Annotated in this window: 27 protein-coding genes; 23 read left to right on the top strand and 4 right to left on the bottom strand. The window is 67.0% G+C overall.

Annotated features, from left to right (window positions below; all coding sequences use genetic code 11):
* Positions 1 to 33: 33 nt before the first annotated feature.
* From hrcA to IFS44_RS18875, 4 genes are all read left to right on the top strand, one after another.
* On the top strand, positions 34 to 1077 hold the full coding sequence (gene hrcA / locus IFS44_RS18890) for a heat-inducible transcriptional repressor HrcA (protein ID WP_031441504.1): 1044 nt from the start codon (positions 34 to 36) through the stop codon (positions 1075 to 1077).
* Positions 1078 to 1102: 25 nt separating this feature from the next.
* Positions 1103 to 1642: a nucleotide exchange factor GrpE gene (grpE, locus tag IFS44_RS18885; protein ID WP_031394645.1), complete on the top strand. Its 540-nt coding sequence runs from the start codon at positions 1103 to 1105 to the stop codon at positions 1640 to 1642.
* Positions 1643 to 1779: 137 nt separating this feature from the next.
* On the top strand, positions 1780 to 3003 hold the full coding sequence (locus tag IFS44_RS18880) for a threonine synthase (RefSeq protein WP_192099627.1): 1224 nt from the start codon (positions 1780 to 1782) through the stop codon (positions 3001 to 3003).
* 95 nt (positions 3004 to 3098) lie between these two features.
* Positions 3099 to 3338: a hypothetical protein gene (locus tag IFS44_RS18875; protein ID WP_031394647.1), complete on the top strand. Its 240-nt coding sequence runs from the start codon at positions 3099 to 3101 to the stop codon at positions 3336 to 3338.
* A gap of 60 nt (positions 3339 to 3398) precedes the next feature.
* Here the strand turns inward: IFS44_RS18875 and IFS44_RS18870 are convergent, their stop codons facing one another.
* Positions 3399 to 3881, bottom strand: coding sequence for a vgr related protein (locus IFS44_RS18870; RefSeq protein WP_192099626.1), 483 nt, complete (start codon positions 3879 to 3881; stop codon positions 3399 to 3401).
* Positions 3878 to 4324, bottom strand: coding sequence for a copper chaperone PCu(A)C (locus IFS44_RS18865; RefSeq protein WP_031441500.1), 447 nt, complete (start codon positions 4322 to 4324; stop codon positions 3878 to 3880). The genes IFS44_RS18870 and IFS44_RS18865 overlap by 4 nt, the downstream gene beginning before the upstream one ends.
* A 156-nt stretch (positions 4325 to 4480) precedes the next feature.
* Between IFS44_RS18865 and dnaK the strand changes: the two genes are divergently transcribed.
* The 3 genes from dnaK (at position 4481) to IFS44_RS18850 (ending at position 8185) form a co-directional block, all read left to right on the top strand.
* Positions 4481 to 6388 (top strand): molecular chaperone DnaK, encoded by a 1908-nt coding sequence (gene dnaK, locus IFS44_RS18860; protein ID WP_031441499.1) that lies wholly within the window; start codon positions 4481 to 4483, stop codon positions 6386 to 6388.
* Between the two features lie 157 nt (positions 6389 to 6545).
* Entirely contained in the window at positions 6546 to 7682 is a 1137-nt protein-coding gene (gene dnaJ / locus IFS44_RS18855; protein ID WP_031394651.1) for a molecular chaperone DnaJ, read from the top strand.
* A gap of 77 nt (positions 7683 to 7759) precedes the next feature.
* The gene (locus IFS44_RS18850) at positions 7760 to 8185 is read left to right on the top strand and encodes a hypothetical protein (protein ID WP_206757866.1); all 426 of its coding nucleotides are present in this window, start codon (positions 7760 to 7762) and stop codon (positions 8183 to 8185) included.
* A gap of 390 nt (positions 8186 to 8575) precedes the next feature.
* Here the strand turns inward: IFS44_RS18850 and purB are convergent, their stop codons facing one another.
* Positions 8576 to 9874 carry an adenylosuccinate lyase gene (gene purB, locus IFS44_RS18845; RefSeq protein WP_192099624.1) on the bottom strand — a complete coding sequence of 433 codons (1299 nt, stop codon included), beginning with the start codon at positions 9872 to 9874 and terminating at the stop codon, positions 8576 to 8578.
* A 234-nt stretch (positions 9875 to 10108) separates the two neighbouring features.
* On the opposite strand from purB, the gene IFS44_RS18840 reads away from it, so the two are divergent.
* Positions 10109 to 10546: an EF-hand domain-containing protein gene (locus tag IFS44_RS18840; RefSeq protein ID WP_192099623.1), complete on the top strand. Its 438-nt coding sequence runs from the start codon at positions 10109 to 10111 to the stop codon at positions 10544 to 10546.
* A 76-nt stretch (positions 10547 to 10622) separates the two neighbouring features.
* On the opposite strand, the gene radC is transcribed toward IFS44_RS18840, so the two are convergent.
* A complete protein-coding gene (gene radC, locus IFS44_RS18835; protein WP_031441495.1) occupies positions 10623 to 11315 on the bottom strand; it encodes a RadC family protein in 693 nt (230 codons plus the stop codon).
* Positions 11316 to 11401: 86 nt separating this feature from the next.
* On the opposite strand from radC, the gene IFS44_RS18830 reads away from it, so the two are divergent.
* The 15 genes from IFS44_RS18830 (at position 11402) to IFS44_RS18760 (ending at position 25817) form a co-directional block, all read left to right on the top strand.
* Positions 11402 to 14611, top strand: a complete 3210-nt coding sequence (locus tag IFS44_RS18830; protein WP_192099622.1) for a YdbH domain-containing protein — start codon at positions 11402 to 11404, stop codon at positions 14609 to 14611.
* 47 nt (positions 14612 to 14658) lie between these two features.
* The gene (locus tag IFS44_RS18825) at positions 14659 to 14835 is read left to right on the top strand and encodes a YnbE family lipoprotein (protein ID WP_081874129.1); all 177 of its coding nucleotides are present in this window, start codon (positions 14659 to 14661) and stop codon (positions 14833 to 14835) included.
* A 1-nt stretch (position 14836) separates the two neighbouring features.
* A complete protein-coding gene (locus IFS44_RS18820) occupies positions 14837 to 15217 on the top strand; it encodes a YdbL family protein (protein WP_031439562.1) in 381 nt (126 codons plus the stop codon).
* Positions 15218 to 15481: 264 nt separating this feature from the next.
* Positions 15482 to 15802 carry an AtpZ/AtpI family protein gene (locus IFS44_RS18815; RefSeq protein WP_031394298.1) on the top strand — a complete coding sequence of 107 codons (321 nt, stop codon included), beginning with the start codon at positions 15482 to 15484 and terminating at the stop codon, positions 15800 to 15802.
* Positions 15803 to 15872: 70 nt separating this feature from the next.
* Positions 15873 to 16631: a F0F1 ATP synthase subunit A gene (locus IFS44_RS18810; protein ID WP_037529996.1), complete on the top strand. Its 759-nt coding sequence runs from the start codon at positions 15873 to 15875 to the stop codon at positions 16629 to 16631.
* A gap of 42 nt (positions 16632 to 16673) precedes the next feature.
* On the top strand, positions 16674 to 16901 hold the full coding sequence (locus IFS44_RS18805; protein WP_031394300.1) for a F0F1 ATP synthase subunit C: 228 nt from the start codon (positions 16674 to 16676) through the stop codon (positions 16899 to 16901).
* 55 nt (positions 16902 to 16956) lie between these two features.
* Positions 16957 to 17451 (top strand): F0F1 ATP synthase subunit B family protein, encoded by a 495-nt coding sequence (locus tag IFS44_RS18800; protein ID WP_056680109.1) that lies wholly within the window; start codon positions 16957 to 16959, stop codon positions 17449 to 17451.
* Positions 17444 to 18076: a F0F1 ATP synthase subunit B family protein gene (locus tag IFS44_RS18795; RefSeq protein WP_446740869.1), complete on the top strand. Its 633-nt coding sequence runs from the start codon at positions 17444 to 17446 to the stop codon at positions 18074 to 18076. The genes IFS44_RS18800 and IFS44_RS18795 overlap by 8 nt, the downstream gene beginning before the upstream one ends.
* A 184-nt stretch (positions 18077 to 18260) precedes the next feature.
* Positions 18261 to 18581, top strand: a complete 321-nt coding sequence (locus tag IFS44_RS18790; protein WP_056405346.1) for a DMT family transporter — start codon at positions 18261 to 18263, stop codon at positions 18579 to 18581.
* A gap of 310 nt (positions 18582 to 18891) precedes the next feature.
* Positions 18892 to 20817, top strand: coding sequence for an excinuclease ABC subunit UvrC (gene uvrC, locus IFS44_RS18785; protein ID WP_192099621.1), 1926 nt, complete (start codon positions 18892 to 18894; stop codon positions 20815 to 20817).
* A gap of 116 nt (positions 20818 to 20933) precedes the next feature.
* The gene (locus IFS44_RS18780) at positions 20934 to 21887 is read left to right on the top strand and encodes a polysaccharide deacetylase family protein (RefSeq protein ID WP_192099620.1); all 954 of its coding nucleotides are present in this window, start codon (positions 20934 to 20936) and stop codon (positions 21885 to 21887) included.
* On the top strand, positions 21887 to 22789 hold the full coding sequence (locus IFS44_RS18775) for a GNAT family N-acetyltransferase (protein ID WP_107932222.1): 903 nt from the start codon (positions 21887 to 21889) through the stop codon (positions 22787 to 22789). The genes IFS44_RS18780 and IFS44_RS18775 overlap by 1 nt, the downstream gene beginning before the upstream one ends.
* Positions 22790 to 22868: 79 nt before the next feature.
* Positions 22869 to 23600 carry a DNA repair protein RecO gene (gene recO, locus IFS44_RS18770; protein ID WP_192099619.1) on the top strand — a complete coding sequence of 244 codons (732 nt, stop codon included), beginning with the start codon at positions 22869 to 22871 and terminating at the stop codon, positions 23598 to 23600.
* Between the two features lie 40 nt (positions 23601 to 23640).
* Entirely contained in the window at positions 23641 to 24687 is a 1047-nt protein-coding gene (gene leuB, locus IFS44_RS18765) for a 3-isopropylmalate dehydrogenase (protein WP_183935452.1), read from the top strand.
* A complete protein-coding gene (locus IFS44_RS18760; protein WP_342366494.1) occupies positions 24684 to 25817 on the top strand; it encodes a glycosyltransferase family 2 protein in 1134 nt (377 codons plus the stop codon). The genes leuB and IFS44_RS18760 overlap by 4 nt, the downstream gene beginning before the upstream one ends.
* The last annotated feature ends 24 nt before the right edge of the window (positions 25818 to 25841 follow it).

Here is a 25841-nt window from a genome sequence, read left to right as displayed (position 1 = left end):
TCGCATTCCGGCTCGCCAGCCTAGATCAGCCGCATGGCCACGCCCCCCGTCACCGAACTGACCGACCGCGCGCGCGATATTTTTCGTGCGGTCGTCGACAGCTATCTCGCTAGCGGCACGCCGGTGGGGTCGAAGACGATCGCGCAGCTGGCCGGGCTCAGCCTGTCGCCCGCCTCGATTCGCGGGGTGATGGGGGAGCTGGAGGGGCTGGGGTTGCTCGCCAGTCCGCATACGAGCGCGGGGCGGATGCCGACCGATCGCGGCCTGCGGCTGTTCGTCGACGGGATGATGCAGGCGATGGAGCCGTCATTCGAGGAGCGCCAGACGATCGAGGCGCGCGCCGGCGTCGGTGGTCCGGTCGAGGAGGCGCTCGCCGCCACCACGCTCGCGCTGTCGGGGCTGTCGGCGTGCGCGGGGCTGGTGATGGTGCCGAAGCGCGAGATGACGCTGCGCCAGATCGCGTTTGTCGCGCTGTCGCCCGATCAGGCGCTCGCGGTGCTGGTCAGCGAGGATGGCTCGGTCGAGAACCGCGTGATCGCGCTGCCCAAGGGCATGTCGCCGTCGACCCTGGTCGAGGCGGGCAATTACATGTCGGCGACGCTCGGCGGGCTGACGCTGGCCGAGGCGCGGCTGCGGATCGAGCGCGAGCTGGCGGACGGGCAGGCGGCGCTCGACGGTGCGGCGCGGATGCTGGTCGAGGGCGGGATCGCGGTGTGGAGCGAAGATGCGGATCGCCGCCCGGTGCTGATCGTCCGCGGGCAGGGGCGGCTGATCGATGCCGCCGCCGCCGCCGATCTCGACCGGGTCCGCGACCTGCTCGACGATCTCGAGGGAAAGCAGGAGGTCGCATCGCTGCTCGACAGCGCGCGGGCGGGCGATTCGACGCGGATCTTCATCGGTGCGGAGACCAAATTATTCGCCCTGTCCGGCTCGTCGGTGATCGCGCGACCGTTCCGCGGATTGGACGGGCGGGTGGTCGGCGTGGTGGGCGTGATCGGCCCCACGCGGTTGAACTATGCGCGCGTCGTGCCCATGGTGGATTTCACGGCTGCAACGCTCGCCCGGTTGATGGGTTGAGCCGGCCCAACTTATAGGGAAAACCATGTCCGATATCGATCAGAACACCCCTGCCGACCTGCGCGAAGAGACCGCCGAAGCCGCACCCGAAGTGGCCTCGAACGATCGCGTCGCTGAGCTGGAGAACCAGCTCGCCGAGGCCAAGCAGAATGTCCTCTATGCGCAGGCCGAGGTCCAGAACGTCCGCCGCCGCGCCGAGAAGGAAGCGCAGGACGCGCGCGCCTATGCCGCCACCGCGTTCGCGCGCGACGTGCTGTCGGTTGCCGACAACCTCGCCCGCGGCCTGTCGGCGATCCCGGCGGACCTGCGTGCGGACGACAAGATGAAGGGCCTCGTCACCGGGCTCGAAGCGACCGGCCGAGAGCTGGAGAGCGTGTTCCAGCGCCACGGCATCACGAAGATCGCCGCTGAGGGCCAGATGCTCGACCCGAACAAGCATCAGGCGATGCTGGAAATCCCGAGCGATCAGCCGGCCGGCACGATCGTCCAGGAAATGCAGGCGGGCTACATGATCAAGGATCGCCTGCTGCGGCCTGCGATGGTGGGCGTCGCCAAGGCGGGGTGAGCCTGTCGGCCTGGTGTTCTCCCGCGAAGGCGGGAGCCCAGGGTTTCAAACGCTGTCGCCTGTAACCCTGGGCCCCCGCCTTCGCGGGGGAACGGCTCGCGACGGCGCCCAACTTTCTGCCTCGCCGGGGTGACGACATGAACGAGAATCTGACCACTGATCGCGAGACGTTCGTCACGCATCTTGAATGCTCGATCACCGGCGAACGCTATGAGGCGGACCAGCTTCATGGCCTTTCGCGTGCGGGCCGACCGTTGCTTGTGCGCTACGACCTCGACGCGGTGCGTTCGGCGATTTCGCGCGACACGATCGAGGCGCGTCCGACCGATCTGTGGCGGTGGCGCGAACTGCTGCCCGTGCGCCAGACGTCCAATATCGTCAGTCTCGGCGAGATCGAGACGCCGCTGGTGCCGATCCCGAAATCCGGTGGCCCCAACGTCCTCGTGAAGGACGAAGGGCGTCTGCCGACCGGGAGCTTCAAGGCGCGCGGGCTGGTCATGGCGGTGGCGATGGCGAAGGAGCTGGGCGTCACCAGGATCGCGATGCCGACCAACGGCAATGCGGGCGCGGCGCTGGCCGCCTACGCCACGCGCTGCGGGATCGAGACGATCGTGCTGTGTCCCGACGACACGCCCGAGATCAACGTCCGCGAGATCGCGATGCAGGGCGCGCGCGTCTGGCGCGTCAACGGGCTGATCGACGATTGCGGCGCGATCGTCGGCAAGGGCGCCGCCGAGGGGCGCTGGTTCGACTTCTCGACGCTGAAGGAGCCCTATCGAATCGAGGGCAAGAAGACGATGGGACTGGAACTGGCCGCGCAGTTCGGCTGGAAACTGCCCGATGCGATCTTCTACCCGACCGGCGGCGGCACCGGGCTGATCGGCATGTGGAAGGCGTTCGACGAGCTCGAGCAGCTCGGCTGGATTGGCTCCGAGCGACCCAAGATGTTTGCGGTGCAGGCGAGCGGCTGTGCGCCGATCGTCCGCGCGTTCGAGGCGGGTGAGGAGCATGCCGAGCGCTGGGAGGATGCGAGCACCGTCGCGGCGGGCATTCGCGTCCCCAAGGCGGTCGGTGACTTCCTGATCTTGCGCGCGGTGCGCGAGAGCGGTGGCCAGGCGCTGGCGGTCGGCGATCCGGCGATCCTGAAGGCGGTCGAGGCCGCCGCGAAGCAGGACGGGCTGCTGCTGTGTCCCGAGGGCGGCGCGACGCTCGCGGCCTACACCCATGCGCTGAACACCGGTCTGGTCGACGAAGACGACCGTGTCGTACTTTTTAATTGTGCGACCGGGCTGAAATATCCGATGCCCGAAGCGCCGCAAGCGCTTGATAGAACACAAGCTATCGATTTCGACGCATTGTAGGATGGGAATCGCCACCGGCGGGACTGGCCTTCCGGTGGTTGATATTAATCCATGTTATCTGCATCGGGGCGCCCTTCATCACGAAAAGGGCGGAAATGCAGAAGATTCTTCAGGTCGTGTGTGTCGTGCTGGTCGCGGCGGCGGTCATGTTCGGCGGGCGATGGTACATGTATGTCGCGCGCGGCGAGACCCCGTATGACGAGGTCGGCATCGCGCTGAACGGCTATGCGCCCGCGCCGCTGCGCGCCTGGGGCTGTCACAAGATGCAGGAACGGTTCTTCGGGCAGTTGCCGCCTTATGGCTGTGCGGGACCGGATGGGCGCAGCTGGCTCTGATATCGTCCTAGCCCACGTCATCCCAGCGTTCGCTGGGGTGACGGTTTGGGGAGGGGCGGACTAGGCCGACACCCGCGGCTTGAACGGAAGCAGCGTCTCGTACTGCGCGAGCGGCGGGGCGCCTGCGACCGTCGCGCCGGCACGCAGCAGGAAGGCGTGGCGGACGATCTCGCCCTGCTGCTCGATACCGTAGCGGTGCAGCGCGACGCCGGGACGCAGCGCATAGTCGTAGCGGCACCAGGGATGCCGTACGAGCGGGAGAAAGATACCGCGCTGGTGCTGCCAGATATGCGTCATCTCGTGGATGAACAGCCCTTGCAACGTCAGATTGGCGTGCGCGAAATCGTCGCACCACAGATCGCCCTTGGGGTGGAAATGGATGCACCCGCGCGGCGCCATCACCGTGTCGCGCGGCTGGAAGAACGCCCATTTGCGGCGTGCCAGCCGCACCGGCGCATAGTCGATCGCATCGCCGAAGACCGACGCCGCGAGCCTCGTCTCGGCCGGGGTCAGCGCTCGCGTCGACCGATCGCGAACGCTCACTTGGTTCCGGTGTCGCCAGCGCCGACGACGGCCGCGTTCTGCAATATTCTAGTGCCGTCGGCGAAGGTGAGGGTGAAGGTGATGGTGCGTTCACCGGGCTTGATGCCGGGATTTACGTCGAACAGCATCACGTGACGGCCGCCCGGCGCGAACACGACATCGGTCTTGGCCGGGATCTCGACGCGCGCGATCGGTTTCATCGACGATACGCCGCCGGCCGACATGCTCTCGTGCATCTCGCTCCGGATCGCGACATCGGTGGTGACGTTGATCAGCGTCGCATCGGCCGGCCCGCCATGGATCGTGAAATAGCCTGCCGCCGGTCCGCCCTTGACCGCCGCGAGCCGGACCCACGCCTTCTCGACGGACAGCTGTTGCGGTTGTGCACAGGCCGCCACCCCGACCAGGGCCGTCACGGCAAAAATACCACGCATCGTCATCATCGCCACTTCATACCCCTCTTGCGATCTCTACGGGCCGTACAATCTTGCGGCAAGCGCGAGCCAACCTATATCGCGCCCATCAATCGAAAGGTTCCACTGCCGTAACGGGGTGGAGCCCGAGACTTTTTTACGATGTGTGAGGGGCTATTTAAACTCATGGCTAAAGTAATCGGTATCGATCTCGGCACGACCAACAGCTGCGTTTCCGTCATGGAAGGCGGCAAGCCCAAGGTCATCGAGAATTCCGAAGGCGCGCGCACCACGCCGTCGATCGTCGCATTCGCCAAGGACGGCGAGCGACTGGTCGGCCAGCCGGCCAAGCGCCAGGCAGTGACCAACGGCGACAACACCATCTTTGCGGTGAAGCGCCTGATCGGCCGTCGTTTCGACGATCCGATCACCAAGAAGGACACCGAGCTGGTCCCGTACAAGATCTCGCGCGGGCCGAACGGCGACGCATGGGTCTCGGCCGGCGGCAAGGATTACTCGCCCTCGCAGATCTCGGCGTTCACGCTGCAGAAGATGAAGGAAACCGCGGAGTCGTATCTCGGCGAGACGGTCACGCAGGCGGTCATCACCGTTCCCGCATACTTCAACGACGCACAGCGCCAGGCGACCAAGGACGCCGGCCAGATCGCCGGCCTCGAAGTGCTGCGCATCATCAACGAGCCGACCGCAGCGGCGCTGGCCTACGGCCTCGACAAGCAGGACGGCAAGACGATCGCGGTCTACGATCTCGGCGGCGGCACGTTCGACATCTCGATCCTCGAGATCGGCGACGGTGTGTTCGAGGTTAAGGCGACCAACGGCGACACCTTCCTCGGCGGTGAGGATTTCGACAACAAGATCGTCCAGTTCCTCGCCGACGAGTTCAAGAAGGCGGAGGGCATCGACCTCGCCAAGGACAAGCTGGCGCTGCAGCGTCTGAAGGAAGCGGCCGAGAAGGCGAAGATCGAGCTCAGCTCGGCACAGTCGACCGAGGTCAACCTGCCCTTCATCACCGCGGACCAGAACGGGCCGAAGCATCTGGTGAAGTCGATCACCCGCGCCGATCTGGAGCGGATGGTCGAGGATCTGGTCAAGCGGACGCTCGACCCCTGCAAGAAGGCACTCGCTGACGCCGGTCTGAAGGCGGACGACATCTCCGAGGTCGTGCTGGTCGGCGGCATGACGCGCATGCCGCGCGTCCGTGAAGTCGTGAAGCAATTCTTCGGCAAGGAGCCGCACACCGGCGTCAACCCGGACGAGGTCGTCGCGATGGGCGCCGCGATCCAGGCCGGCGTGCTGCAGGGCGACGTCAAGGACGTGCTGCTGCTCGACGTGACACCGCTGTCGCTGGGCATCGAGACGCTGGGTGGCGTGTTCACCCGGATGATCGATCGTAACACGACGATCCCGACCAAGAAGTCGCAGACCTATTCGACCGCGGACGACAACCAGGGCGCGGTGACGATCCGCGTGTTCCAAGGCGAGCGCGAGATGGCGGCCGACAACAAGATGCTCGGCAATTTCGATCTCGTCGGCATCCCGCCGGCGCCGCGCGGCGTGCCGCAGATCGAAGTCACGTTCGACATCGACGCCAACGGCCTCGTCAGCGTCTCGGCCAAGGACAAGGGCACCGGCAAGGAGCAGCAGATCCGCATCCAGGCATCGGGTGGCCTTTCGGACAGCGACATCGACCAGATGGTCCGCGATGCCGAGACCTTTGCCGAGGAAGACAAGAAGCGTCGTGCCGGCGCCGAGGCGAAGAACAACGCCGAGAGCCTGATCCACACGACCGAGCGTCAGCTTGCCGATAACGGCGACAAGGTGGACGACGCGCTCAAGACCGAGATCCAGGCCGCGATCGACGCGACCAAGGCAGCGGTCGAGGGCGGCGATGCGGACGCGATGACCGAGAAGAGCACCGCGCTCGCCCAGGTCGCGATGAAGCTGGGCCAGGCGATCTACGAGAAGCAGGCTCAGGCGGATGCCTCGCCGTCGGCTGATGGCGATGCGGCGAAGAAGGACGACGACGTCGTCGACGCCGAATTCTCGGAAGTCGACGAGAACCCGAAGGCGTAACTGAAACTCCCTCTCCCCAGGGTCCCATGAAAGTAATACTTTCATGGGTGCCCGGTCGGGGAGAGGGCAGGGGTGAGGGGCAGTTCCGCGCACTGTCGCCCGGAACGACCCCTCACCCAACCCTCTCCCCGGAGGGGAGAGGGCTAAGAGGGCCGTTATGAGTACCCAGACAGACTATTACGAACTGCTCGAGATCGAGCGGACCGCGGATGCGGGGACGATCAAGTCGTCCTATCGCAAGCTCGCGATGAAATATCACCCGGACAAGAATGCCGGTTGCAAGGATTCGGAGGCCCAGTTCAAGGCGGTCAGCGAGGCCTATGACTGCCTCAAGGATCCCCAGAAGCGTGCGGCCTATGATCGCTTCGGCCATGCCGCATTCCAGAATGGCGGCGGCGGCGGTCATGGTGGCGGCGCGCAGGATTTCGGCGGCTTCAGCGACATTTTCGAGAGCGTCTTCGGCGAATTTATGGGCGGCGCGCAGCGCGGCGGCGGTGGCCGATCGTCGGCACGTCGCGGTGCCGACCTGCGGTACGACATGGAAGTCAGCCTGGAAGAGGCGTTCCACGGCAAGGCGACCGAGATCACCGTCGACGTCTCGGCAGTGTGCGACACCTGCGATGGGTCGGGCGCTAAGGCCGGTACGCGCGCCAAGACCTGCCAGCATTGCGGCGGTCACGGCAAGGTCCGCGCGCAGCAGGGCTTCTTCGTGGTTGAGCGCGCCTGCCCGGTCTGCAACGGCGCGGGTCAGGTGATCGCCGATCCATGCCCCGATTGCCGCGGCGAGGGCCGGGTCGAGAAGACCAAGACGCTCAGCATCAACGTGCCGCCCGGTGTCGATGAAGGCACGCGGATCCGGATGACGGGCGAGGGTGAGGCCGGCGCGCGCGGTGCACCGGCGGGCGACCTCTATATCTTCCTCCACGTCACCAAGCATAATCTGTTCGAGCGCGAAGGCACGACGCTGTTTGCGCGCGCACCGATCAGCTTCACGGTCGCGGCACTTGGCGGATCGCTGTCGATCCCCGGCCTCGACGGGCGCACGCATGAGGTGAAGATCCCGGCAGGTATCCAGTCGGGCAAGCAGCTGCGTCAGCGCGGTGCCGGCATGCCGGTGTTGCAGGGGCGTGGTCATGGCGATCTGGTCGTGCAGATCGACGTCGAGACCCCGACCCGCCTGTCGAACCGGCAGAAGGAACTGCTCGAGATGTTCCGCGAGACCGAGACCGGCGACGAATGCCCCGACAGCCAAGGGTTCTTCGCCAAGCTGAAGGGCGTCTTCGCCGCGGAATAGGCCGCGCTGCTTGGCGCGAGTGACAGGGGGATAGTGTGGCGGCAATCGGTCTGACGTTTCTCGCTTGCTGGTTGCTGATGATAGCCGCGCCCACGATCCCCCTGTCGCGGTTCCTCCGCGCGCTTCTGGTCGAGGCGCTGGTCAGGCGGGTGGCGCGGCTTACGCGCGGCGACGTCGCGGTCGGTCTGGTGGTGATTGCGGCAGCGTGCGTCATGATGTTCGCCGATGACGGCGACAGGGTCCGGGTTGCCATGATGGGCGCGCCCGACATCGCGATCTGGCTGACATCGTTCGAAGTGTCGGCGTATCTGGACGTCGCGATCGGGGTGATCGGCGCTGCGTCGAGCCTGCGGGTCCGGGGTTTGCCGGCGCGGCTGGCGGCGGTTCTACGACGTGGGCGGCCGGTGGGTGCAAACCGACGTGCGATACGCGTGCGCAAACCCGACGCGCCTATTGGCGCCAACGATGACGATCATCGACGGGGTGTAGCGCTAGCAGCCTAAAGGGTGGAGCCTGCGACCCTAGCCGCGCCCCTCCTTGGAGGGGCGGGCGGGCCGATGGATCAGAGGGTGGAAATGACCACCCCGACCACCAGCGCTTGAGCCGCGATCGCCAGCATAGAGCTGGTCACGGTTTCGAACATGCGCATGGGTAGGTCTCCGATGCCGGAGTAATATCCGGCATCGGTGATATGGCGATAGTTGCGGGATGTCGCAATTTTGTAACATGAAATCGTAATTGCGTTGCGTGCACTTTGGTGGGTTTCGCAGCGTCCCCTCATCCACCCACCGTCATCCTGACGAACGTCAGGACCCAGAGTACCAGACGCTGCCCTGCGTGGCCCTGGGTCCTGACGTTCGTCAGGATGACGGGTGGGGGCTAATGCCGTACCGTTAGGCCGCGCCGAACACCCGGGCGAAAATCGTGTCGACGTGCTTGAGGTGATAGCCGAGGTCGAACTTGTCCTCGAGCTCGGCATCGCTCAGCGTCACTTCGGGATCGGCCTTGAGCAGGTCGAGCAGCGAGAGTGCGCCGTCCGAATCCCACACCTTCATCGCGTTGCGCTGGACGAGGCGATAGGCGTCCTCGCGGCTCACCCCGGCCTGCGTCAGCGCGAGGAGGACGCGCTGCGAATGGACGAGGCCGCCCATCTTGTTGAGGTTCTTCTCCATTCGTGCCGGATAGACGACGAGCTTGTCCATCACCCCGGTCAGCCGCGCGAGCGCGAAGTCGAGCGTGATCGTCGCGTCGGGCCCGATATAGCGCTCGACCGACGAGTGCGAGATATCGCGCTCATGCCACAGCGCGACATTCTCGAGCGCGGGGGTGACATAGCCGCGGACCATGCGCGCGAGGCCGGTCAGGTTCTCGGTCAGGACCGGGTTGCGCTTGTGCGGCATCGCCGAGGAGCCCTTCTGGCCGGGCGAGAAATACTCTTCCGCCTCGAGCACTTCGGTGCGCTGGAGGTGGCGGATCTCGGTCGCGAGCCGCTCGATCGAGCTGGCGATCACGCCGAGTGTCGCAAAGAACATCGCGTGGCGATCGCGCGGGATGACCTGGGTCGAGACGGGCTCGACCGACAGGCCGAGCTTGCCCGCGACATAGTCCTCGACGAACGGGGCGATGTTGGCGAACGTGCCCACCGCGCCAGAGATCGCGCAGGTCGCGACGTCGGCGCGCGCCGCCACCAGTCGTGCACGGTTGCGCGCGAACTCGGCATGCGCCTGCGCCATCTTGAGGCCGAAGGTGACGGGCTCGGCGTGGATGCCGTGGCTGCGGCCGATCGTCGGCGTCATCTTGTGCTCTCGCGCGCGGCGTTCGAGCACGACCAGCAGCGCGTCGAGGTCGGCGATCAGGATGTCGCTCGCCTTGGCGAGCTGGACCGCGAGGCAGGTGTCGAGGACGTCGGACGAGGTCATGCCCTGGTGCATGAAGCGCGCCTCGGGGCCGACATGCTCGGCGACGTTGGTCAGGAAGGCGATGACGTCATGCTTGGTCTCGCGCTCGATCTCGTCGATCCGGTCGACCTCGAATGCGCCCTTTTCCCAGATCGCGGCCGCGGCCTCTTTCGGCACGACGCCGAGTTCGGCGAGCGCGTCGGTGGCGTGCGCCTCGATTTCGAACCAGATCTTGAAGCGCGCTTCGGGCGTCCAGATCGCGACCATGTCGGGGCGGGAATAGCGGGGGACCATCGGGATTTCCTGTGGCTGGGGAGAGGAGGCGCGACGCGCGCCCCGGCGGGACCCACGGCGGCGATCGGTCGCACGGTAGCAGGCCGGACGGCAAGGTTCAAATCCAGCCCCGGGGCGATCGGGCGATGCCGACGGAACCCTGCGCGGCAGTCATGCATTGGTATCGCCTACTATCCGAACGAACGACCTTCGCGACTGGAAAGTCGCCACCTAGGTCGCAGCAGGAGAGAAGACATGCTGAAATTCACTCTACTTATCGGTGCAATCGCGCTTGCGACGCCGACATCCGCGCAGACCATGACCGGCGGCACGCCCAACTCACCGGCGCAGCCCACGGCGCAGACGGAACCTTCGCCGCAGTCGCCGTCATCTTCGACGATGCAAGGCAATCCTGAGGGAGCGACTGCGCAGCAGCCCGTGACGGGGGCGCAAGTGGCGCAGGTCGTCGATGCGGAATTCCCGGGTTATGACAAGAATGGCGACAATCTGCTGAGTACGTCCGAATTTGGCGCCTGGATGGTCGCTCTGAAGACGCAGTCGGACCCGACGACGGTCGCGGCCGCGCCCGAGACGCGCAAATGGGTCGATGGTGCGTTCGCGCAGGCGGATGCCGACAAGAACAAGATGCTGACCAAGACCGAGTTGACCAGGTTCCTGACCCAGGCCGGCTGAACCAAACGCGCGGGAGGACCCTCGCGACCTCAAGGCCGCCGGCTGACCCCGGCGGCCTTTTTGCGTCACCCGCGCCTTAAATCAGCCCCTGCGCGCGAAGGCTTACATGGCCGGCCGTGCCGATGACGATGTGGTCGTGCACGGCGACTCCCAGTCGCTTGCCCGCCTCCGCGATCGTGCGGGTGATCTCGATGTCCGCACGACTGGGCGAGGGGTCGCCGCTTGGGTGATTGTGGACGAGGATGATCGAGGCCGAGCCGAGATCGATCGCGCGGCGGATCACCTCGCGGACATAGACCGCGGCCTGGTCGATCGAACCCTCGCTCATCACCTCGTCGCGGATCAGCATGTTGCGCGTGTTGAGATGCAGGACGCGGAACCGTTCGATGACGTGGTGGGCCATGTCCGCGCGCAGATAGTCGAGCAGCGCCTGCCAGTTGGCGAGCACCGGCCGCTCGCCGACGCGCGCCTGCAACAGCCGAAGCGCGGCGGCGTGCGCGATCTTGACCGCGGCGGTCGAAATCTCGCCCATGCCATCGACGCGCGCGAGCGCGGCCGGATCGGCAGTCAGCACGCCACCAATGCCCCCGAATTCGCGCATCAGCGCCTTGGCGAGCGCCTTGGTGTCGGCACGGGGAATCGCGACGGCGAGGAGATATTCGATCAGCTCGTGATCGAGCAGCGCCTCTCCGCCGCCCTCGAACAGCCGCTTGCGCAGCCGCGCCCGGTGTCCTTTGCGCTCGTCGACTATATCGTCTGCCCCCGCCATGGCCGGATGCTAGCACATCCAGCCGCAATTGCATGACGCCCCCGCTACCGCCTATGCAGGCCGGGAAAGCGTGACGGAGTAAGCGGTTGACCGAGACGAGCGAGACAGGGCCCGACCCTCGCCGTCACGCGCCGGCCCGCCGTCGCGGCGGGCTCGCGCGGATTCAGCGAATCGTGCTGGTCGTAGCGCTCCTCCTGCTCGCCCTGCTCATTGGGGTCTGGGTACTCCGCAAGCAGATCGCGACGGGCTTCATCGATCGCGAACTCGCGCGGGCCGAGGTGCCTGCGCGCTACGAGATCGCCGATCTGGCGCTTGGCGGGCAAAGGCTGACCAATGTCGTGCTCGGCGATCCGGCCGATCCCGATCTGGTCGCGGACTGGGTCGAGACGCGGACCGGGATCGGGCTGTCGGGACCGTATCTGGAGGCGGTGCGCGCAGGGCAGGTGCGGCTGCGCGGGCGGCTGATTGCCGGACGGTTGTCGCTGGGGGCGATCGACCGCCTTCTGCCCGCACCCTCGGGCAAGCCGTTCGCGCTGCCCGCGCTTGACGCGACCGTCGATGACGCACGGATGCGGCTGGAGACGCCTTACGGGCTGGTTGGGTTGAAACTCACCGGGACGGGGAAGCTAGATAACGGTTTCAGGGGCTCGCTTGCTGTGGTCAGCGACCGGCTGAGCGTCGGCGGCTGTACGGGCGACCGCCTTGCCGCGACGGTACGCGTGCGGATCGATGCGGCGAAACCGATCCTGCAGGGCCCCGTGCGGCTGGGGCGGCTGGCGTGCGGCGATTCGCGCGCGGACAGCGTCGTCGCGGCGCTCGACCTGACGCTCGGTGCGGCGCTCGATCGCTGGCAGGGGCGGGCCGCGCTGGCGACCGGACCGGCCGTCCTGCCCGGTGCGACGTTCGCCGCGGCCAAGGGTGTTGTCGACTTTACCGGCACTTCTGCGGGAACCGCGGGCAAGGCGGACCTTGCCGCGGAGACCGTGCGGACGGCCGAGGGCCGCGCCCGCCGCGTGGCGATCGCGGGATCCTACCGGCTCGGCGCGACGATCGCGTTCGAGGGCCGCGTTCGCGCGGCGGGTGCCGCGATCGCCCCACGCCGGCTTGCCGGGGTGGAGGCGTTGCAGGGATCGGCAGCCGGGTCGCCGGTCGCGCCCCTCATGGACGCAGCGGTGCAGGCCGTGACGCGGGCCGCAAAGGGCTTTGCGGCGGATGCGGTAATCGCGGTCCGGCAGCGCGGCGGGCGTGGCGAGGCCGTGCTGTCACACCTCGCGCTCGCATCGGCGAGCGGCGCGAGGATCTCGCTTGATGGCGGGGAGGGGCTCCGGTTCGCATGGCCTGGACGCGGTGCGTCTGGCGGAGGCGTCACGCTCGATACGACTCTTGCAACGCGGGGTGGCGGGTTGCCGCAGGCGCGCATCGCGCTCGCCCAGGCCCGGCCGGGTGCGCCGGTCCGCGGCGTCGCGACGATCGCGCCCTATGCCGTTAACGGTGCGCGGCTGGTGGTGACCCCGGTACGGTTCAGCGCGACGCCCGGCGGGGCGACCGCGATCACGACGCGGGTGACACTCGACGGTCCGATCGGCAGCGGCGGCAAGGACCGGGTCGAAGGCCTGTCGATGCCGATCGATGCCCGCTGGGACGGGAAGACGCGGCTCGTCGTCAACACTGGCTGCACGCCGCTCGCGGTCCGGCGGCTGGCGGTGTCGGGGCTGGTGCTCGACCCTGCGCGGCTGTCGCTGTGCCCGATCGACGGAGCGCTGGTGCAGACCGATCGCGGACGTCTGCGCGGCGGTGCGCGGATCGCCGCGGCCGCGCTGTCGGGGCGGCTGGGGCGGACGCCGCTGACGCTGAACGCGAGCGGCGCGACGCTGCGGCTGGCCGACCGGGGCTTTGCGATCGACGGCGTGCAGACCCGGATCGGCGCGCCCGAGCGCGTCACGCGGCTGGACTTCGCGACGATCACCGGGCGGATGACGACGCAGGGAATCGCCGGCGCATTCACCGGTGGGGCAGGGCAGATCGGCAATGTGCCGCTGCTGCTGAACGAGGCGGCGGGCGACTGGACGCTGATCGGCGGTGCGCTGGCGCTCGACGGCACGATGGGTGTCAGCGACGCCGCCGCCACCGCGCGGTTCAAGCCGGTCGCGGCGCGCGGCGTGACGCTGTCGCTGATCGGCGGCACGATCACCGCGGCCGGAACGTTGTTCGAACCGGTCAGCAGCACCAAGGTTGCCGACGTCACGCTGGTCCATGCTCTCGGCACGGGCATCGGCCGCGCCGACCTGCTCGTGCCGGGGATCGTGTTCGCCAAGGACGCGCTGCAACCCGAGGCGCTGACGCCATTGACGTTCGGCGTGATCGCCGACGTCAACGGATCGGTCAGCGGCGACGGGCACATCGCGTGGACCCCCGACGGCGTGACGAGCACCGGGGTGTTCCGGACCGCGGGCACCGACCTTGCCGCCGCGTTCGGCCCGGTGACCGGGATCGCGACCGAGATCCGCTTCACCGACCTGCTCAACCTGCAAAGCGCGCCGGGGCAGGTCGCGACGATCCGCACGCTCAACCCCGGCATCCCGGTCAGCGACGGGACGATCCGCTATCAGACCCTGCCGGGCGCGCGTGTGCGGGTCGAGGGCGGGGCGTGGCCGTTTGCGGGCGGATCGCTGACGCTCGACCCGACGCTGCTCGATTTCTCCGCGCAGAGCGAACGGCGGATGACGTTCCACATCGCCAACATGGCCGCCGACCAGTTCCTGCAGCAGTTCGATTTCAAGAATCTCGACGCGACGGGGATCTTCGACGGCGTGCTGCCGATGATCTTCGACGAGACGGGCGGTCGGATCGAGGGCGGCGACCTGCGCGTCCGGCCGGGCGGCGGGACGCTCGCCTATGTCGGCGATCTCAGCCAGAAGGATCTGGGCATCTGGGCGAACATCGCGTTCCAGGCGCTCAAGTCGCTGCGCTATCAGTCGCTCCGCGTGGGCATGAACGGGCCGCTGGCGGGTGAGATGGTGACCGACGTGCGCTTTGCCGGGATCAGCCAGGGCGAGGGGGCGAAATCGAACTTCATCGTCCGCCGGCTGCAGAAGCTGCCCTTCGTGTTCAACATCCGGATCAAGGCGCCGTTTCGCGGACTGCTCGATTCGGCGCAGAGCTTCTATGATCCGAAGCGGCTGATCGAACGCAACCTGCCCGCGCTGATCCAGCAGCAGTCCGCGCCGCCATCCCCCGGGCCTGCCGTTCCCGCAGCCCCATCCATTCAGCCCGCCGAAAGCAGGATCGTGCCATGACCGAAACAGGATTGAACAAGCTGGAGCAAAGACCGATCTTGCACAGGATGAGGACGATCGTCTTTCTGGTCACGACCGCCGCCGCCCTGCCGGGCTGCATCAACGTGTCGGCGCCGGACAAGCCGATCGAGATCAACCTCAATATCAATGTGACGCAGGAAGTGGTCTATCGTCTCGATGGCGAGGCGAAATCGCTGATCCAGCAGAATCCGGGGATATTCTGAGATGAAGATCAAGGCTTTGACGATGATCGCGGCGGTGGCTGTGCTTGGCGGCCTGTCGGTCGCCGCGTCGGCGCAGCGTGACCCCGCCTATGCCGCGGCGCGCGCGGGCGGCGAGGTCGGCGAGCAGCCCGACGGCTATCTCGGGCTGGTCGGCGCGGCGAGCGGCGATTTGCGCGCGCTGGTCAACAGCATCAACATCCAGCGCAAGTCGGCCTATACCGCCAAGGCGCAGGCGAGCGGCGCGACGGTCGAGCAGCTGGCGTTCACCAGCGGTTGCAACCTGATCGCCGGGACCAATCCGGGCGAGAAGTACAAGACGCCGGGTGGTGTGTGGAAGACGCGCACCGCGGCCGCACCCGAGCGTGATTCGCGTTGCGTCTGAGCATGCTGTCCTGATGCCCTCCGTCATCCTGGGCTCGACCTAGGATCCAGAGCTGTACATGGTCCGCCTGCGGCTCTGGATCCTGACTTTCGTCAGGATGACGGATGGGAGAGGGCGTAACGCGCCGCGCAGTCACCACATTGATGACGATACTGTCACACCGGTTGACTTGGCCCCCCCCCTTTTCTAAACGGACCGCGCCTTGGCGGGATCGCTCGTCGCTGCGTATATCTCCCCGGTGTCGTATCAGGTGGAGAGCATGTCGTGGCGGAGATCGAACCCGGACAGGACCCCTACGGTGTTGAAGATCCGCGACTTTCCGCGCTCGATGAGCGATTGAGGGAGGTCAAGGCTCGGGAGACGCTGAAAAAGGGGCAGGGAGGGCCGGATGCCGAGCGGGGTTACTCGCAGGGCAATCGGGTCATCTCCGCCCTGATCGGGAGTCTCGTCGGCAGTGCGCTGATCGGATGGTTGATAGACCATTGGGTCGGCACTGGGCCTTGGGGTCTGATCGTGTTGCTGTTCCTCGGGATTGCGGTCGCGTTCAGGCAAATCATTCGAATTTCAGGCGAACGCCCGGAGTAGCCGGGCGTTTGTCGTTTCAAGACGGCAGGGATTCCACGTGGCGGCAGAACAGGGCGGCAAGATCGATCCGATGCACCAGTTCCTGATCGAGCCGGCGTTCGGCTCGCACTGGATCGTAGGTGGTTACGACCTGTCCTTCACCAATTCCGCGATGTGGATGGTGGTGACGCTGGTCGCACTTTGGGCCTTCATGATCGGCGGGATGAAGCGCGAGCTCGTCCCCGGTCGCTGGCAGGCCGCGGTCGAGGGCTTTACGGGCTTCATCTCGGGCATGCTCGAGCAGAATGTCGGGCCCGGCGGCAAGCGCTTCATCCCCTACGTCTTCTCGCTGTTCATGTTCATCCTGTTCGCGAACATCATCGGCCTGCTGCCGTTCGGTATCGTGCCGGGCGTTCACCCGTTCACCGTGACCAGCCACATGACCGTCACCGGCGTGCTGGCGCTGATCAGCTTTGCGATCGTCCTGATCGTCGGCTTCGGCAAGCACGGCTTCCACTTCTTCTCGCTGTTCGTGCCGAGCGGCACGCCCGCGCTGATGATCCCGCTGATTTTCGTCGTCGAGCTGATGTCGTTCCTGGTGCGTCCGTTCTCACTCGGCCTGCGACTGTTCGTGGCGATGACCGCGGGGCATATCCTGCTCAAGGTGCTGGCGGCGTTCGTGATCAACGGCATCAACCTCGGCGGCGTCTATATCGGTCTGGTGACCGCGCCGAGCATGCTGCTGATGATCGGCATCACGCTGCTCGAGCTGCTGGTCGCCGCGATCCAGGCCTATGTGTTCGCGCTGCTGACGTCGGTCTATCTGAACGACGCGGTCAACCTTCACTAAGTTTTCTTTCGAACCACTACTGATTTTCAAGGGAGTTTTAACATGGACGTCAACGCAGCAAAGATGATCGGTGCCGGCCTCGCAGCGATCGGCATGGGCCTCGCGGCACTCGGCGTGGGCAACGTCTTCGCCCAGTTCCTCGCCGGCGCACTGCGCAACCCGGGCGCTGCCGACAGCCAGCAGGGCCGTCTGTTCATCGGCTTCGCGGCTGCCGAGCTTCTCGGTCTGCTCGCATTCGTCACGATGATCATCCTGGTGTTCGTCGCCTAACATGCGCTGATCTGGCCGGGCGATATCCCGTCCGGCCGTATCACGAAGGACTGCCATGCCCCAGATTGCCCAGATAGCCGCCACCTACGCTTCACAGATTTTCTGGCTGCTCCTCACCTTCGGGATCCTGTATTTCGGGATCGGCAAGGGGATGGTGCCTAAGATCGTGTCGACCGTGGACGCGCGTGAAGGCCGAATCGCGGGCGATCTGGCAGCGGCAGTCGCTGCACGGGCGCAGGCCGATACGGTCCAGGCGACCTGGCAGGCCGAAATGGATGCGGCCCGCGTCGCGGCACAGGCCGAGACCGCGGCCGCGGCCAAGCGGGCGGCAATGGCCTTCGAGCAGCAGGTCCACGCGGCCGATGCCGACATCGCCGAGCGTCTGGGTCATCACGATCTTGCCGTGGCGAATGCGAAGGCGCAGGCCCTCGCCAATCTTCAGAATGTCGCAGCCGAAGCGGCACAGCAACTGGCCGACAAGGTCGCTGGACTTCAGGTGAGCCTGGACTCGGCGAGCGATGCGGTACGCAGGACGATGGCTCATGGCTAATACCTCCGCCGCCAACCCGGACGCACCGGCCAAGGTGATCTCGGCCGAGGGCATGGCGCCCGAAGGCTCGATCGACAATCAGGGGTTGCAGGGGCACACCGTCGCGCCTGGGACCGTCGAGCATGTCGTCGACCCGACCGCGCTCGGCGTCAACTCGACCGGATGGGTCGCGATCGCGATGATCATCGTCCTCGCGCTGATGGTGTGGAAGAAGGTCCCCGGCATGATCGGGCGATCGCTGGACGCCAAGATCGCCGGGATCCGCACGCAGCTCGACGAGGCCAAGGCGCTGCGCGCCGAGGCCGAGGCGATCCGCGCGGAGTATGAGGCCAAGGCCAAGACTGCGCATCTCGAAGCCGAGGTGATGAAGGCGCATGCGCATACCGAAGCCGCGGCGATCATCGCCAAGGCCAAGGCGGGTGCCGAGGACCTGATGACGCGTCGCGCCAAGATGGCCGAGGACAAGATCGCCGCCGCAGAGCGCGCCGCGATCGCCGAGGTCCGTGCGCGGGCCGCTGACGCCGCTGCCAAGGCAGCCGGTATCCTGATCGCCGAGCATCACGATGCCGCCGCCGACCGCGCGATGGTCGATCGGTCGATCTCGGGGCTTGGCCGCCTGAACTAATCGTCTGTTCCCCCGCGAAAGCGGGGGGCAGGTTCTCACGACACCGCGCCCGCAACCCTGGACCCCCGCTTCGACGGGGGAATGGTCGTTCGCTTGGCGCCTTTTTCGTTTTGTAACAGGCGGCCGTCTCTTCCCGGGTTTCCGGCGGCTGCGTCTCCAATCTGAGCCCGTTGGAGATACCCTTATGTCCTGGCTCATCCTCGGCGTTGCCGTGATCACCGAAATCACCTGGGCGCTCAGCCTCAAATGGGCGGCGACCGTTGCCACGTGGCAGGCGTCTTCGGTTCCGATCGTGCTGAGCTTCGTCAACATGGGCCTGCTCGCGCTCGCGATGCGTGGGCTGCCGGCGGGTACGGCGTATGCGATCTGGACCGGCGCTGGGGCGATCGGCGTGATCATCGGTGGCGTGATTCTTTTCGGCGACAAGGTCAGCGGGGTCCAGGCCTGTTTCATGGCACTGACCGTAGTCGGTATCGTCGGCACCAAGGTGTTCGCACAGGCCTGAGCTTCTGCCTCTGCCCGCAGAGCGTTCAGAAGGTTCGTTCACGCGAAGGCGCTATGGCGCGAAGAGAAGGATGGTTCACGCGGAGGCGCGGAGACGCGGAGGTGCTGCATGCCGGGCTGGCGTCTTGGCCAGTGCCGGGTGAGTTTAAGCCTTCGGCGATTTGAGAACGGGCGCCGCTCTCCCCAATCTTCTCTCCGCACCTCTGCGCCTCTGCGCGAAAATTACCTTCTCTTCGTGCCATCGCGCCTTCGCGTGAACATCAATGTCCTCGGCTGGCATAACCCCCTCCGACTCCCTAGATTCCCCGACGATGTCCTCCCCCAATTCCCCCGACCGTTTCAACGAAGACAAATCCACCTTCGCCGTCCGCGGCGGCGGCGAGGCGCCCGATCTTGCGGCGGGCGTCGCGGCGATCCGCAATGTGCTCGACACGCTGCCGATCCGCCCCGGCGTCTACCGGATGCAGGATGCGCGCGGCGACGTGCTCTATGTCGGCAAAGCGCGCGCGCTCAGGAACCGTGTCGCCAACTATGTTCAGGTCGAACGCCTGACCAAGCGGCTGCAGCGGATGGTGTCGCAGACCCGGTCGATGACGATCGTCACGACCAACAACGAGGCCGAGGCGCTGCTGCTCGAATCGCAGCTCATCAAGCGCTATCGCCCCGCCTACAACGTGCTGTTGCGCGACGATAAGAGCTTCCCCTTCATCCTGCTGCGCGACGATCACGACTTCCCGCGCGTCCAGAAGCACCGCGGCGCCCGGCGTGCGAAGGGCAATTATTACGGCCCGTTCGCGAGCGCTGGATCGGTCAACAACACGCTCAACGCGCTCCAGAAGCTGTTCCTGTTGCGCAGCTGCACTGACAGCTTCTTCAAGACCCGCGACCGGCCGTGCCTGCTCTACCAGATCAAGCGCTGCTCCGCGCCGTGCGTCGGCCGGATCGACGAGGGCGCGTACAAGGAACTGGTCGAGGACGCGAAGAGCTTCCTCGCGGGCAAGTCGACCGGCGTGCAGGCCAAGCTCGGCGCGCAGATGCAGGCTGCCGCCGAAAACATGGACTTCGAACTCGCCGCGCTGCTGCGCGACCGGCTGAAGGCGCTGACGTTCATCCAGGGCACGCAGGCGATCAACGCGGAAGGGGTGGGCGACGCCGACATCTTCGCGATGGCGTGCAAGGACGGGCTGATCGGCATCCAGGCCTTCTTCATCCGCGGCGGCCAGAATTGGGGGCATCGCAGCTTCTTCCCGCAGCACACCAACGACGTGCCCGAGGACGAGGTGCTGACCAGTTTTCTCGGCCAGTTCTACGAGGACGTGCCGCCCGCACGCCAGATCCTGCTCGACCGCGAGCTTCCCGAGGGCGCGCTGCTGGTCGAGGCGCTGGGCGAACGTGCGGGCTACAAGGTCGCGGTGCAGGTGCCGCAGCGCGGCGATCGCCGCCGGCTGATGGATCAGGCCAAGCGCAACGCGATCGAGGCGATCGAGCGGCGCCAGGCCGAGTCGACGACTCAGGCCAAGCTGCTGCGCGAGGTCGCCGACCTGTTCGACCTGGCCGAGCCGCCGCAGCGGATCGAGATCTACGACAACAGCCATATCCAGGGCACTGCCGCGACCGGCGCGATGGTGGTCGCCGGCCCCGAAGGCTTCCGCAAGGGCCAGTATCGCAAGTTCAACATCAAGAACAAGGAGACCATCCCGGGCGACGATTTCGGGATGATGCGTGAGGTCTTCACCCGGCGCTTCGCGCGCGCGCAGGCCGAGGATCCCGACCGCGACTCGGGCGAATGGCCCGACCTGGTGCTGATCGACGGCGGCAAGGGGCAGCTCAATACGGTGAAGGCCGCGCTCGAGGAGCTCGGCGTCGAGGACGTGTGCCTCGTCGGCATCGCCAAGGGGCCGCAGCATGGTCGTGACGGGCGCGAGGTATTCCACATGCTCGACGGCCGCGAGTTCCAGCTGCCCGTCAACGCGCCGGTGCTGTTCTACCTCCAGCGGCTGCGCGACGAGGTCCACCGCTTCGCGATCGGCGTCCACCGCGACAAGCGCAGCAAGGCGATCGGCGCGAGCCCGCTCGACGAGGTCCCCGGCATCGGCCCCGCGCGCAAGAAGGCGCTGCTGATGCATTTCGGCACCGGCCGCGCGGTACGCAATGCCAGCCTGCAGGATCTGCAGCAGGCGCCGGGGGTATCGGCAGCGGTCGCACAGCAGGTGTACGACTTTTACCATTCAAGGTAATTCAGTTTAATAATGTTGATCAATCGTCAGCTGGGGCCGATAGATTGCGGAGGTCGGGTCACGCCTGTTTCGTAGGCGGAAACCTTATCTTCACCACGGGACACTAGGCCAGTGACGTGACCACGGCAGTCTTCCTGACGATCGACACCGAATTTGCCTGGCGGCACCACCGCGAGGGGCTTTGTAGCGATGCGATCTACCACCGGTCGGTCGAGCCCGCGGGGGTCGGGATCAGCTATCAGCTCGACAAGCTGGCGCGGTACGGGCTGAAGGCCTGTTTCTTCGTCGACCCGATGCCCGCGCTGACCTTCGGGATCGAGCCGGTCCGGCGGATGGTCGCGACGATCCTCGACGCGGGGCAGGAAGTTCAGCTGCATCTCCATCCCGCCTGGACCGCCGCAATTGCCCGGGACCGCGGCGCGAATCACGCGAAGTTCGACCTGTCCGACTATCCGCTGGCCGAACAATACGCGCTGATCCTGCGCGCCACCGAACTGCTGATCGACGCGGGTGCGCCCGACCCGATCGCGTTTCGCGCGGGCAGCTATGCCGCGAACGACGATACGCTCGCCGCGCTCGCTGCGCTGGGCTTCGCCTATGACAGCAGCCATAACGGTGCGGCGTCATGCGATGCGAGCAGGATCTCGCTGTCGCCGCGTCAGATCGCGCCGGTCGCTGCGCAGGGCCTGATCGAGATCCCGGTTACCGTCATCGAGGATCGACCGGGTCAGTTGCGCACGCTGCAGCTCTGCGCCCTGTCCGCGAACGAGAGCCGCGATGCGCTCGAGCACGCCGCGGCCCGGGGGCATGTCGCCGCGACGATCGTCAGCCATGGTTTCGAGCTCGCGAATCGGCAGGGCACGCGGGCGAACGCCGTCCATGTCCGCCGGTTCGAGGCGCTGTGCGCGACGCTGGCGGAGCTGCGCACCGACTTGCCGACGCGGCATTTCCGCGATCGCCCGCCACTGGCCCTTGGCCGGCACGACCGGCCGCTGGCGCGCGATCCGATCCGGCGGGGCCTGCGCCAAGCCGAGCAGCTCTGGTCGAACTGGGTCGAAGAACGCGCCTGATGACCGCGGTCAGCGTCCGCCTGAAGTTCCAGCTCGGCGCGCGCACGCTCGCGACGATCCCGCGCCGGCTGGTGCGCGTCGCGCTGTCGCTGGATGACGTGCTGGCGGGCGAAACGCCGATGCTGCCCGCGCTGCCGGCTCAGGCCGACGGCTATGTGGTCACCTCGTTGCCCGCGGACCGGGTGGACTCGCTGAACACGCATGGCCTGCTGACCGCCGTCCGCCAGCGTTATGTCCGGTATCACGCCGACCTGCGGATCGGTGAGGCGGCATGGCTCGCGACGCTGTCGGGCAGCGCGCGGTCGGGGCTGAAGCGCAAGACGAAGCGGCTGGCGGTGCTGTCGGGCGGTACGCTCGATGTCCGCGCCTATCGGACCCCCGCCGAGATCGCGGTGTTTCACCCGCTGGCGCGGGCGGTCTCGGCGACGACCTATCAGGAGCGGCTGCTGGGATCGGGGCTGCCCGACGGCGATGCGGCGCTGCAGGGTTTCGAGGCGCTCGCCGCAGCGGACCGGGTGCGGGCCTGGCTGCTGTTCGTCGAGGGCAGGCCGATCGCCTATCTCTGCTGTACCGCGCAGGGCGGGACGCTGCGCTATGACCATGTCGGGCATGACCCCGCCGAGAACGCTCTGTCGCCGGGTGCGGTGTTACAGGTCGAGGCGATGCGGCAGCTGTTCGACGACCGCTTCGCCTGGTTCGATTTCACCGAGGGGGAGGGGCAGCACAAGCGGCAGTTCGCGACGACGGGGACGGCGTGCGTCGATCTGCTGCTGTTGCGGCCGACGCTGGCGAACCGCGCGACGGTGGCCGCGCTGGGGGCGTTCGATGGCGCGGCGGGCTGGGCGAAGCGGACGCTGTCGCATCCGCGGCTCGCACGCATGATGCGCGGGATCCGGCGCTGAGCGCGCCTGACAGGCGGATCTGAAACAAGCGAAGTTTTCGAGGCTCCCGTTTGTCACGACGCACGCGTAAGAACGGGCGATGCATCTTCGCGCGTCCGCCATCGTCGTCGCCGTTCGCCAGCATGGCGAGCATGGCGCGATCGTGCGGGCATTGACGCGCGAGGACGGCGTGCAGCCGGGTTATGTGCGCGGCGGGCGGTCGCGCGCGATGCGGCCGGTGCTGCTCGCGGCGAACGTGATCCAGGGCGAATGGCGCGCGCGGACCGGTGACCAGCTCGCCGCGCTGACCGCCGAGCTGATCCACAGCCGCGCGACGCTGCACGGCGAGCCGCTCGCGGCGGGTGCGCTCGAATGGGCGACGGCGCTGGCCGCGGTCGCGCTGCCGGAGGCGCAGCCCTATCCGCATATCCACGACGCGCTGGACGGCGTTCTCGGCGCGATCGAGGCGGCGCCGTCGGCGCGCGGCTGGGCCGCGGCGCTGGTACGGTACGAACTGCTGCTGCTCGCGGAGCTCGGTTTCGGTCTCGATCTCGACCAGTGCGTAGCGAGCGGCGCGGTCGACGACCTCGCATTCGTCAGTCCGCGGAGCGGGGCGGCGGTGTCGCGCGGTGCGGCGCAGGGCTATGAAGCCAAGCTGTTGCCGCTGCCCGCTTTTCTTACTGCCGGGGGCGAGGCGGGGTGGCCGGACATCTTCGACGGACTGCGGCTGACCAAGCATTTCCTGACTCGCGATGTTCTGGTCGAACGCCGTGCCGAACCGCTCGCAGCGCGGGCTCGCCTCGTCGATCGGCTCAAAAGGGCGGTTGCGTGAGCGCGGCTTGCCCGGCAAGGGCGGCGGCGGAGGAACGCACATGCCCTTGATCGCGATACTGGCCGGCGACGGCATCGGACCCGAAGTGACTGCCGAGGCGCGCCGCGTGCTCGACCGGCTCGACCTCGATCTGAGCTTTGACGAGGCGCTGGTCGGTGGTGCGGCGTACAAGGCGGCGGGGCATCCGCTGCCGCCCGAGACGCTGGCGCTCGCGCGGCGCGCGGACGCCGTGCTGTTCGGTGCGGTCGGCGACCCCGATTGCGATCGGCTCGAACGGCATTTGCGACCAGAACAGGCGATCCTGGGCTTGCGCAAGGAGCTGGGGCTGTTCGCCAATTTGCGTCCGGCCAAGCTGTTCGCGGGGCTGGAGGATGCGTCGTCGCTGCGGCCGGAGATCGCACGCACGATCGATATGGTGATCGTCCGCGAGCTGACCGGCGACGTGTATTTCGGCGCCAAGGGCATCCGGACGACGGCCGAGGGCCTGCGCGAAGGCCATGACGAGATGCGTTACGACGAGGCGGAGATCGCCCGGATCGCGCGCGTCGGGTTCGAGACCGCCCGTACCCGCAAGAGCAAGCTGCTGTCGGTCGACAAGGCCAATGTCTTGGAGACGTCGCAGCTCTGGCGCGACGTCGTGATCGAGGTGTCGGCGGACTATCCCGACGTCGCGCTCAGCCACATGTATGTCGACAACGCGGCGATGCAGTTGGTGCGCGATCCCGGCCAGTTCGACGTCGTCGTCACCGGCAATCTGTTCGGCGACATCCTGTCCGACCAGGCATCGATGTGCGCGGGGTCGATCGGCATGCTGCCCTCCGCCGCGCTCGATGGCCAGGGCCATGGCCTGTACGAACCGATCCACGGCAGCGCGCCCGATATTGCCGGGCAGGGCAAGGCGAACCCCTGTGCCGCGATCCTGTCCGCAGCGATGATGCTGCGGCATTCGCTCGACAAGGCCGAGGCGGCCGACCGGATCGAGGCGGCGGTGGCTGCGGCGATCCTGGGCGGCGCGCGGACGCCTGACCTCGGCGGCACGCTGACGACACGCGCGATGGGCGACGCGGTGATCGCATCGCTCGGGTGACTCCGGTCGAGCTGGACGTGGTGCGGGGCGCGGGGCCGGACACGCTCGAGATCGCGGTCGTCATCCCGACGTTCAACGAAAAGGCGAACGTCGCCGCACTGATTGCCAAGCTCGACCAGGCACTGGCGGGGCGGCGCTGGGAAGCGATCTTCGTCGACGACGACAGCCCTGACGGCACGGCGGAGGCGGCGCGCGTGCTCGGGCGCAGCGACATGCGCGTCCGCGTGATCCAGCGGATCGGCAGGCGGGGGCTGTCCTCAGCCTGTATCGAGGGGCTGTGCGCGACCGCCGCGCCCGTCGTCGCGGTGATCGACGGCGATCTGCAGCATGACGAGACGCTGTTGCCGAAAATGCTCGACCTCCTTCAGGCGGGCGATCACGACGTCGTGATCGGTTCGCGCTTCGTCAGCGGCGGCGGGACCGGCGACTGGGATCGCGACCGCGTCGCCAAGTCCGCGCTCGCCACGCGGCTGTCGCGGCGCGTGCTCAAGGCGGATCTGAGCGATCCGATGAGCGGCTTCTTCGCGATCCGTACCGACGTCGCGCGCGCGCTTGCGCCCAGACTGTCGGCGATCGGGTTCAAGATCCTGCTCGACCTGCTGACCGCGTCGCCCGAGCCGCTGCGGTTCGCCGAGCTGCCCTATACCTTCCGCTGCCGGACCGAGGGGGAGAGCAAGCTCGATCACGTCGTCGCGCTGGAATATCTGATCGCGCTGTACGACCGGATGTTCGGGCGGTTCGTGCCGGTGCGGTTCGCGATGTTCTCGGCGATCGGCGTGCTCGGCATCGGCGTGCACATGGCGGTGCTCAGCGCGCTGTTCCTGGGGATCGGGACGTCGTTCCTGATCGGGCAGATCGGCGCAACGCTGGCCGCGCTGACGATGAACTTCTTCCTCAACAACGCGCTGACCTATCGCGACCGGCGGCTGAAGGGGTGGCGGCAGCTCGCCGATGGCTGGGTATCGTTCGCGCTGATCTGTTCGGTTGGCGCGATCGCCAATGTCGGGATCGCGGCGTTCATGCACGACGTGCGCAACGACGCTTGGGCGGTGTCGGCGATGATCGGCGTGCTGGTCGGCGCGGTGTGGAATTATGCGCTGTCATCCAGGTTTACTTGGGGGCGCTACTAGCGCACGCGACCCTCCGCGGGGGTT

Source organism: Sphingomonas sp. CFBP 13706 (assembly GCF_014842355.1).
Classification (GTDB): domain Bacteria; phylum Pseudomonadota; class Alphaproteobacteria; order Sphingomonadales; family Sphingomonadaceae; genus Sphingomonas; species Sphingomonas aerolata.
The sequence above is the reverse complement of the archived record's forward strand: the minus strand, read 5'-3'. Positions and strand labels throughout refer to the sequence as shown.

What these genes read in the sequence shown, in the direction of transcription:
- dnaK (WP_031441499.1), top strand. Translation starts at nt 4,481, where the DNA reads ATGGCTAAAGTAATCGGTATCGATCTCGGCACGACCAACAGCTGCGTT.
- IFS44_RS18865 (WP_031441500.1), bottom strand. Translation starts at nt 4,324, where the DNA reads ATGATGACGATGCGTGGTATTTTTGCCGTGACGGCCCTGGTCGGGGTG.
- IFS44_RS18805 (WP_031394300.1), top strand. Translation starts at nt 16,674, where the DNA reads ATGGACGTCAACGCAGCAAAGATGATCGGTGCCGGCCTCGCAGCGATC.
- IFS44_RS18775 (WP_107932222.1), top strand. Translation starts at nt 21,887, where the DNA reads ATGACCGCGGTCAGCGTCCGCCTGAAGTTCCAGCTCGGCGCGCGCACG.
- recO (WP_192099619.1), top strand. Translation starts at nt 22,869, where the DNA reads ATGCATCTTCGCGCGTCCGCCATCGTCGTCGCCGTTCGCCAGCATGGC.
- radC (WP_031441495.1), bottom strand. Translation starts at nt 11,315, where the DNA reads ATGGCGGGGGCAGACGATATAGTCGACGAGCGCAAAGGACACCGGGCG.
- IFS44_RS18880 (WP_192099627.1), top strand. Translation starts at nt 1,780, where the DNA reads ATGAACGAGAATCTGACCACTGATCGCGAGACGTTCGTCACGCATCTT.
- grpE (WP_031394645.1), top strand. Translation starts at nt 1,103, where the DNA reads ATGTCCGATATCGATCAGAACACCCCTGCCGACCTGCGCGAAGAGACC.
- IFS44_RS18795 (WP_446740869.1), top strand. Translation starts at nt 17,444, where the DNA reads ATGGCTAATACCTCCGCCGCCAACCCGGACGCACCGGCCAAGGTGATC.
- leuB (WP_183935452.1), top strand. Translation starts at nt 23,641, where the DNA reads ATGCCCTTGATCGCGATACTGGCCGGCGACGGCATCGGACCCGAAGTG.
- purB (WP_192099624.1), bottom strand. Translation starts at nt 9,874, where the DNA reads ATGGTCCCCCGCTATTCCCGCCCCGACATGGTCGCGATCTGGACGCCC.
- IFS44_RS18825 (WP_081874129.1), top strand. Translation starts at nt 14,659, where the DNA reads ATGAGGACGATCGTCTTTCTGGTCACGACCGCCGCCGCCCTGCCGGGC.
- IFS44_RS18875 (WP_031394647.1), top strand. Translation starts at nt 3,099, where the DNA reads ATGCAGAAGATTCTTCAGGTCGTGTGTGTCGTGCTGGTCGCGGCGGCG.
- IFS44_RS18850 (WP_206757866.1), top strand. Translation starts at nt 7,760, where the DNA reads ATGATAGCCGCGCCCACGATCCCCCTGTCGCGGTTCCTCCGCGCGCTT.
- IFS44_RS18840 (WP_192099623.1), top strand. Translation starts at nt 10,109, where the DNA reads ATGCTGAAATTCACTCTACTTATCGGTGCAATCGCGCTTGCGACGCCG.
- IFS44_RS18810 (WP_037529996.1), top strand. Translation starts at nt 15,873, where the DNA reads ATGCACCAGTTCCTGATCGAGCCGGCGTTCGGCTCGCACTGGATCGTA.
- hrcA (WP_031441504.1), top strand. Translation starts at nt 34, where the DNA reads ATGGCCACGCCCCCCGTCACCGAACTGACCGACCGCGCGCGCGATATT.
- IFS44_RS18790 (WP_056405346.1), top strand. Translation starts at nt 18,261, where the DNA reads ATGTCCTGGCTCATCCTCGGCGTTGCCGTGATCACCGAAATCACCTGG.
- IFS44_RS18820 (WP_031439562.1), top strand. Translation starts at nt 14,837, where the DNA reads ATGAAGATCAAGGCTTTGACGATGATCGCGGCGGTGGCTGTGCTTGGC.
- dnaJ (WP_031394651.1), top strand. Translation starts at nt 6,546, where the DNA reads ATGAGTACCCAGACAGACTATTACGAACTGCTCGAGATCGAGCGGACC.
- IFS44_RS18800 (WP_056680109.1), top strand. Translation starts at nt 16,957, where the DNA reads ATGCCCCAGATTGCCCAGATAGCCGCCACCTACGCTTCACAGATTTTC.
- uvrC (WP_192099621.1), top strand. Translation starts at nt 18,892, where the DNA reads ATGTCCTCCCCCAATTCCCCCGACCGTTTCAACGAAGACAAATCCACC.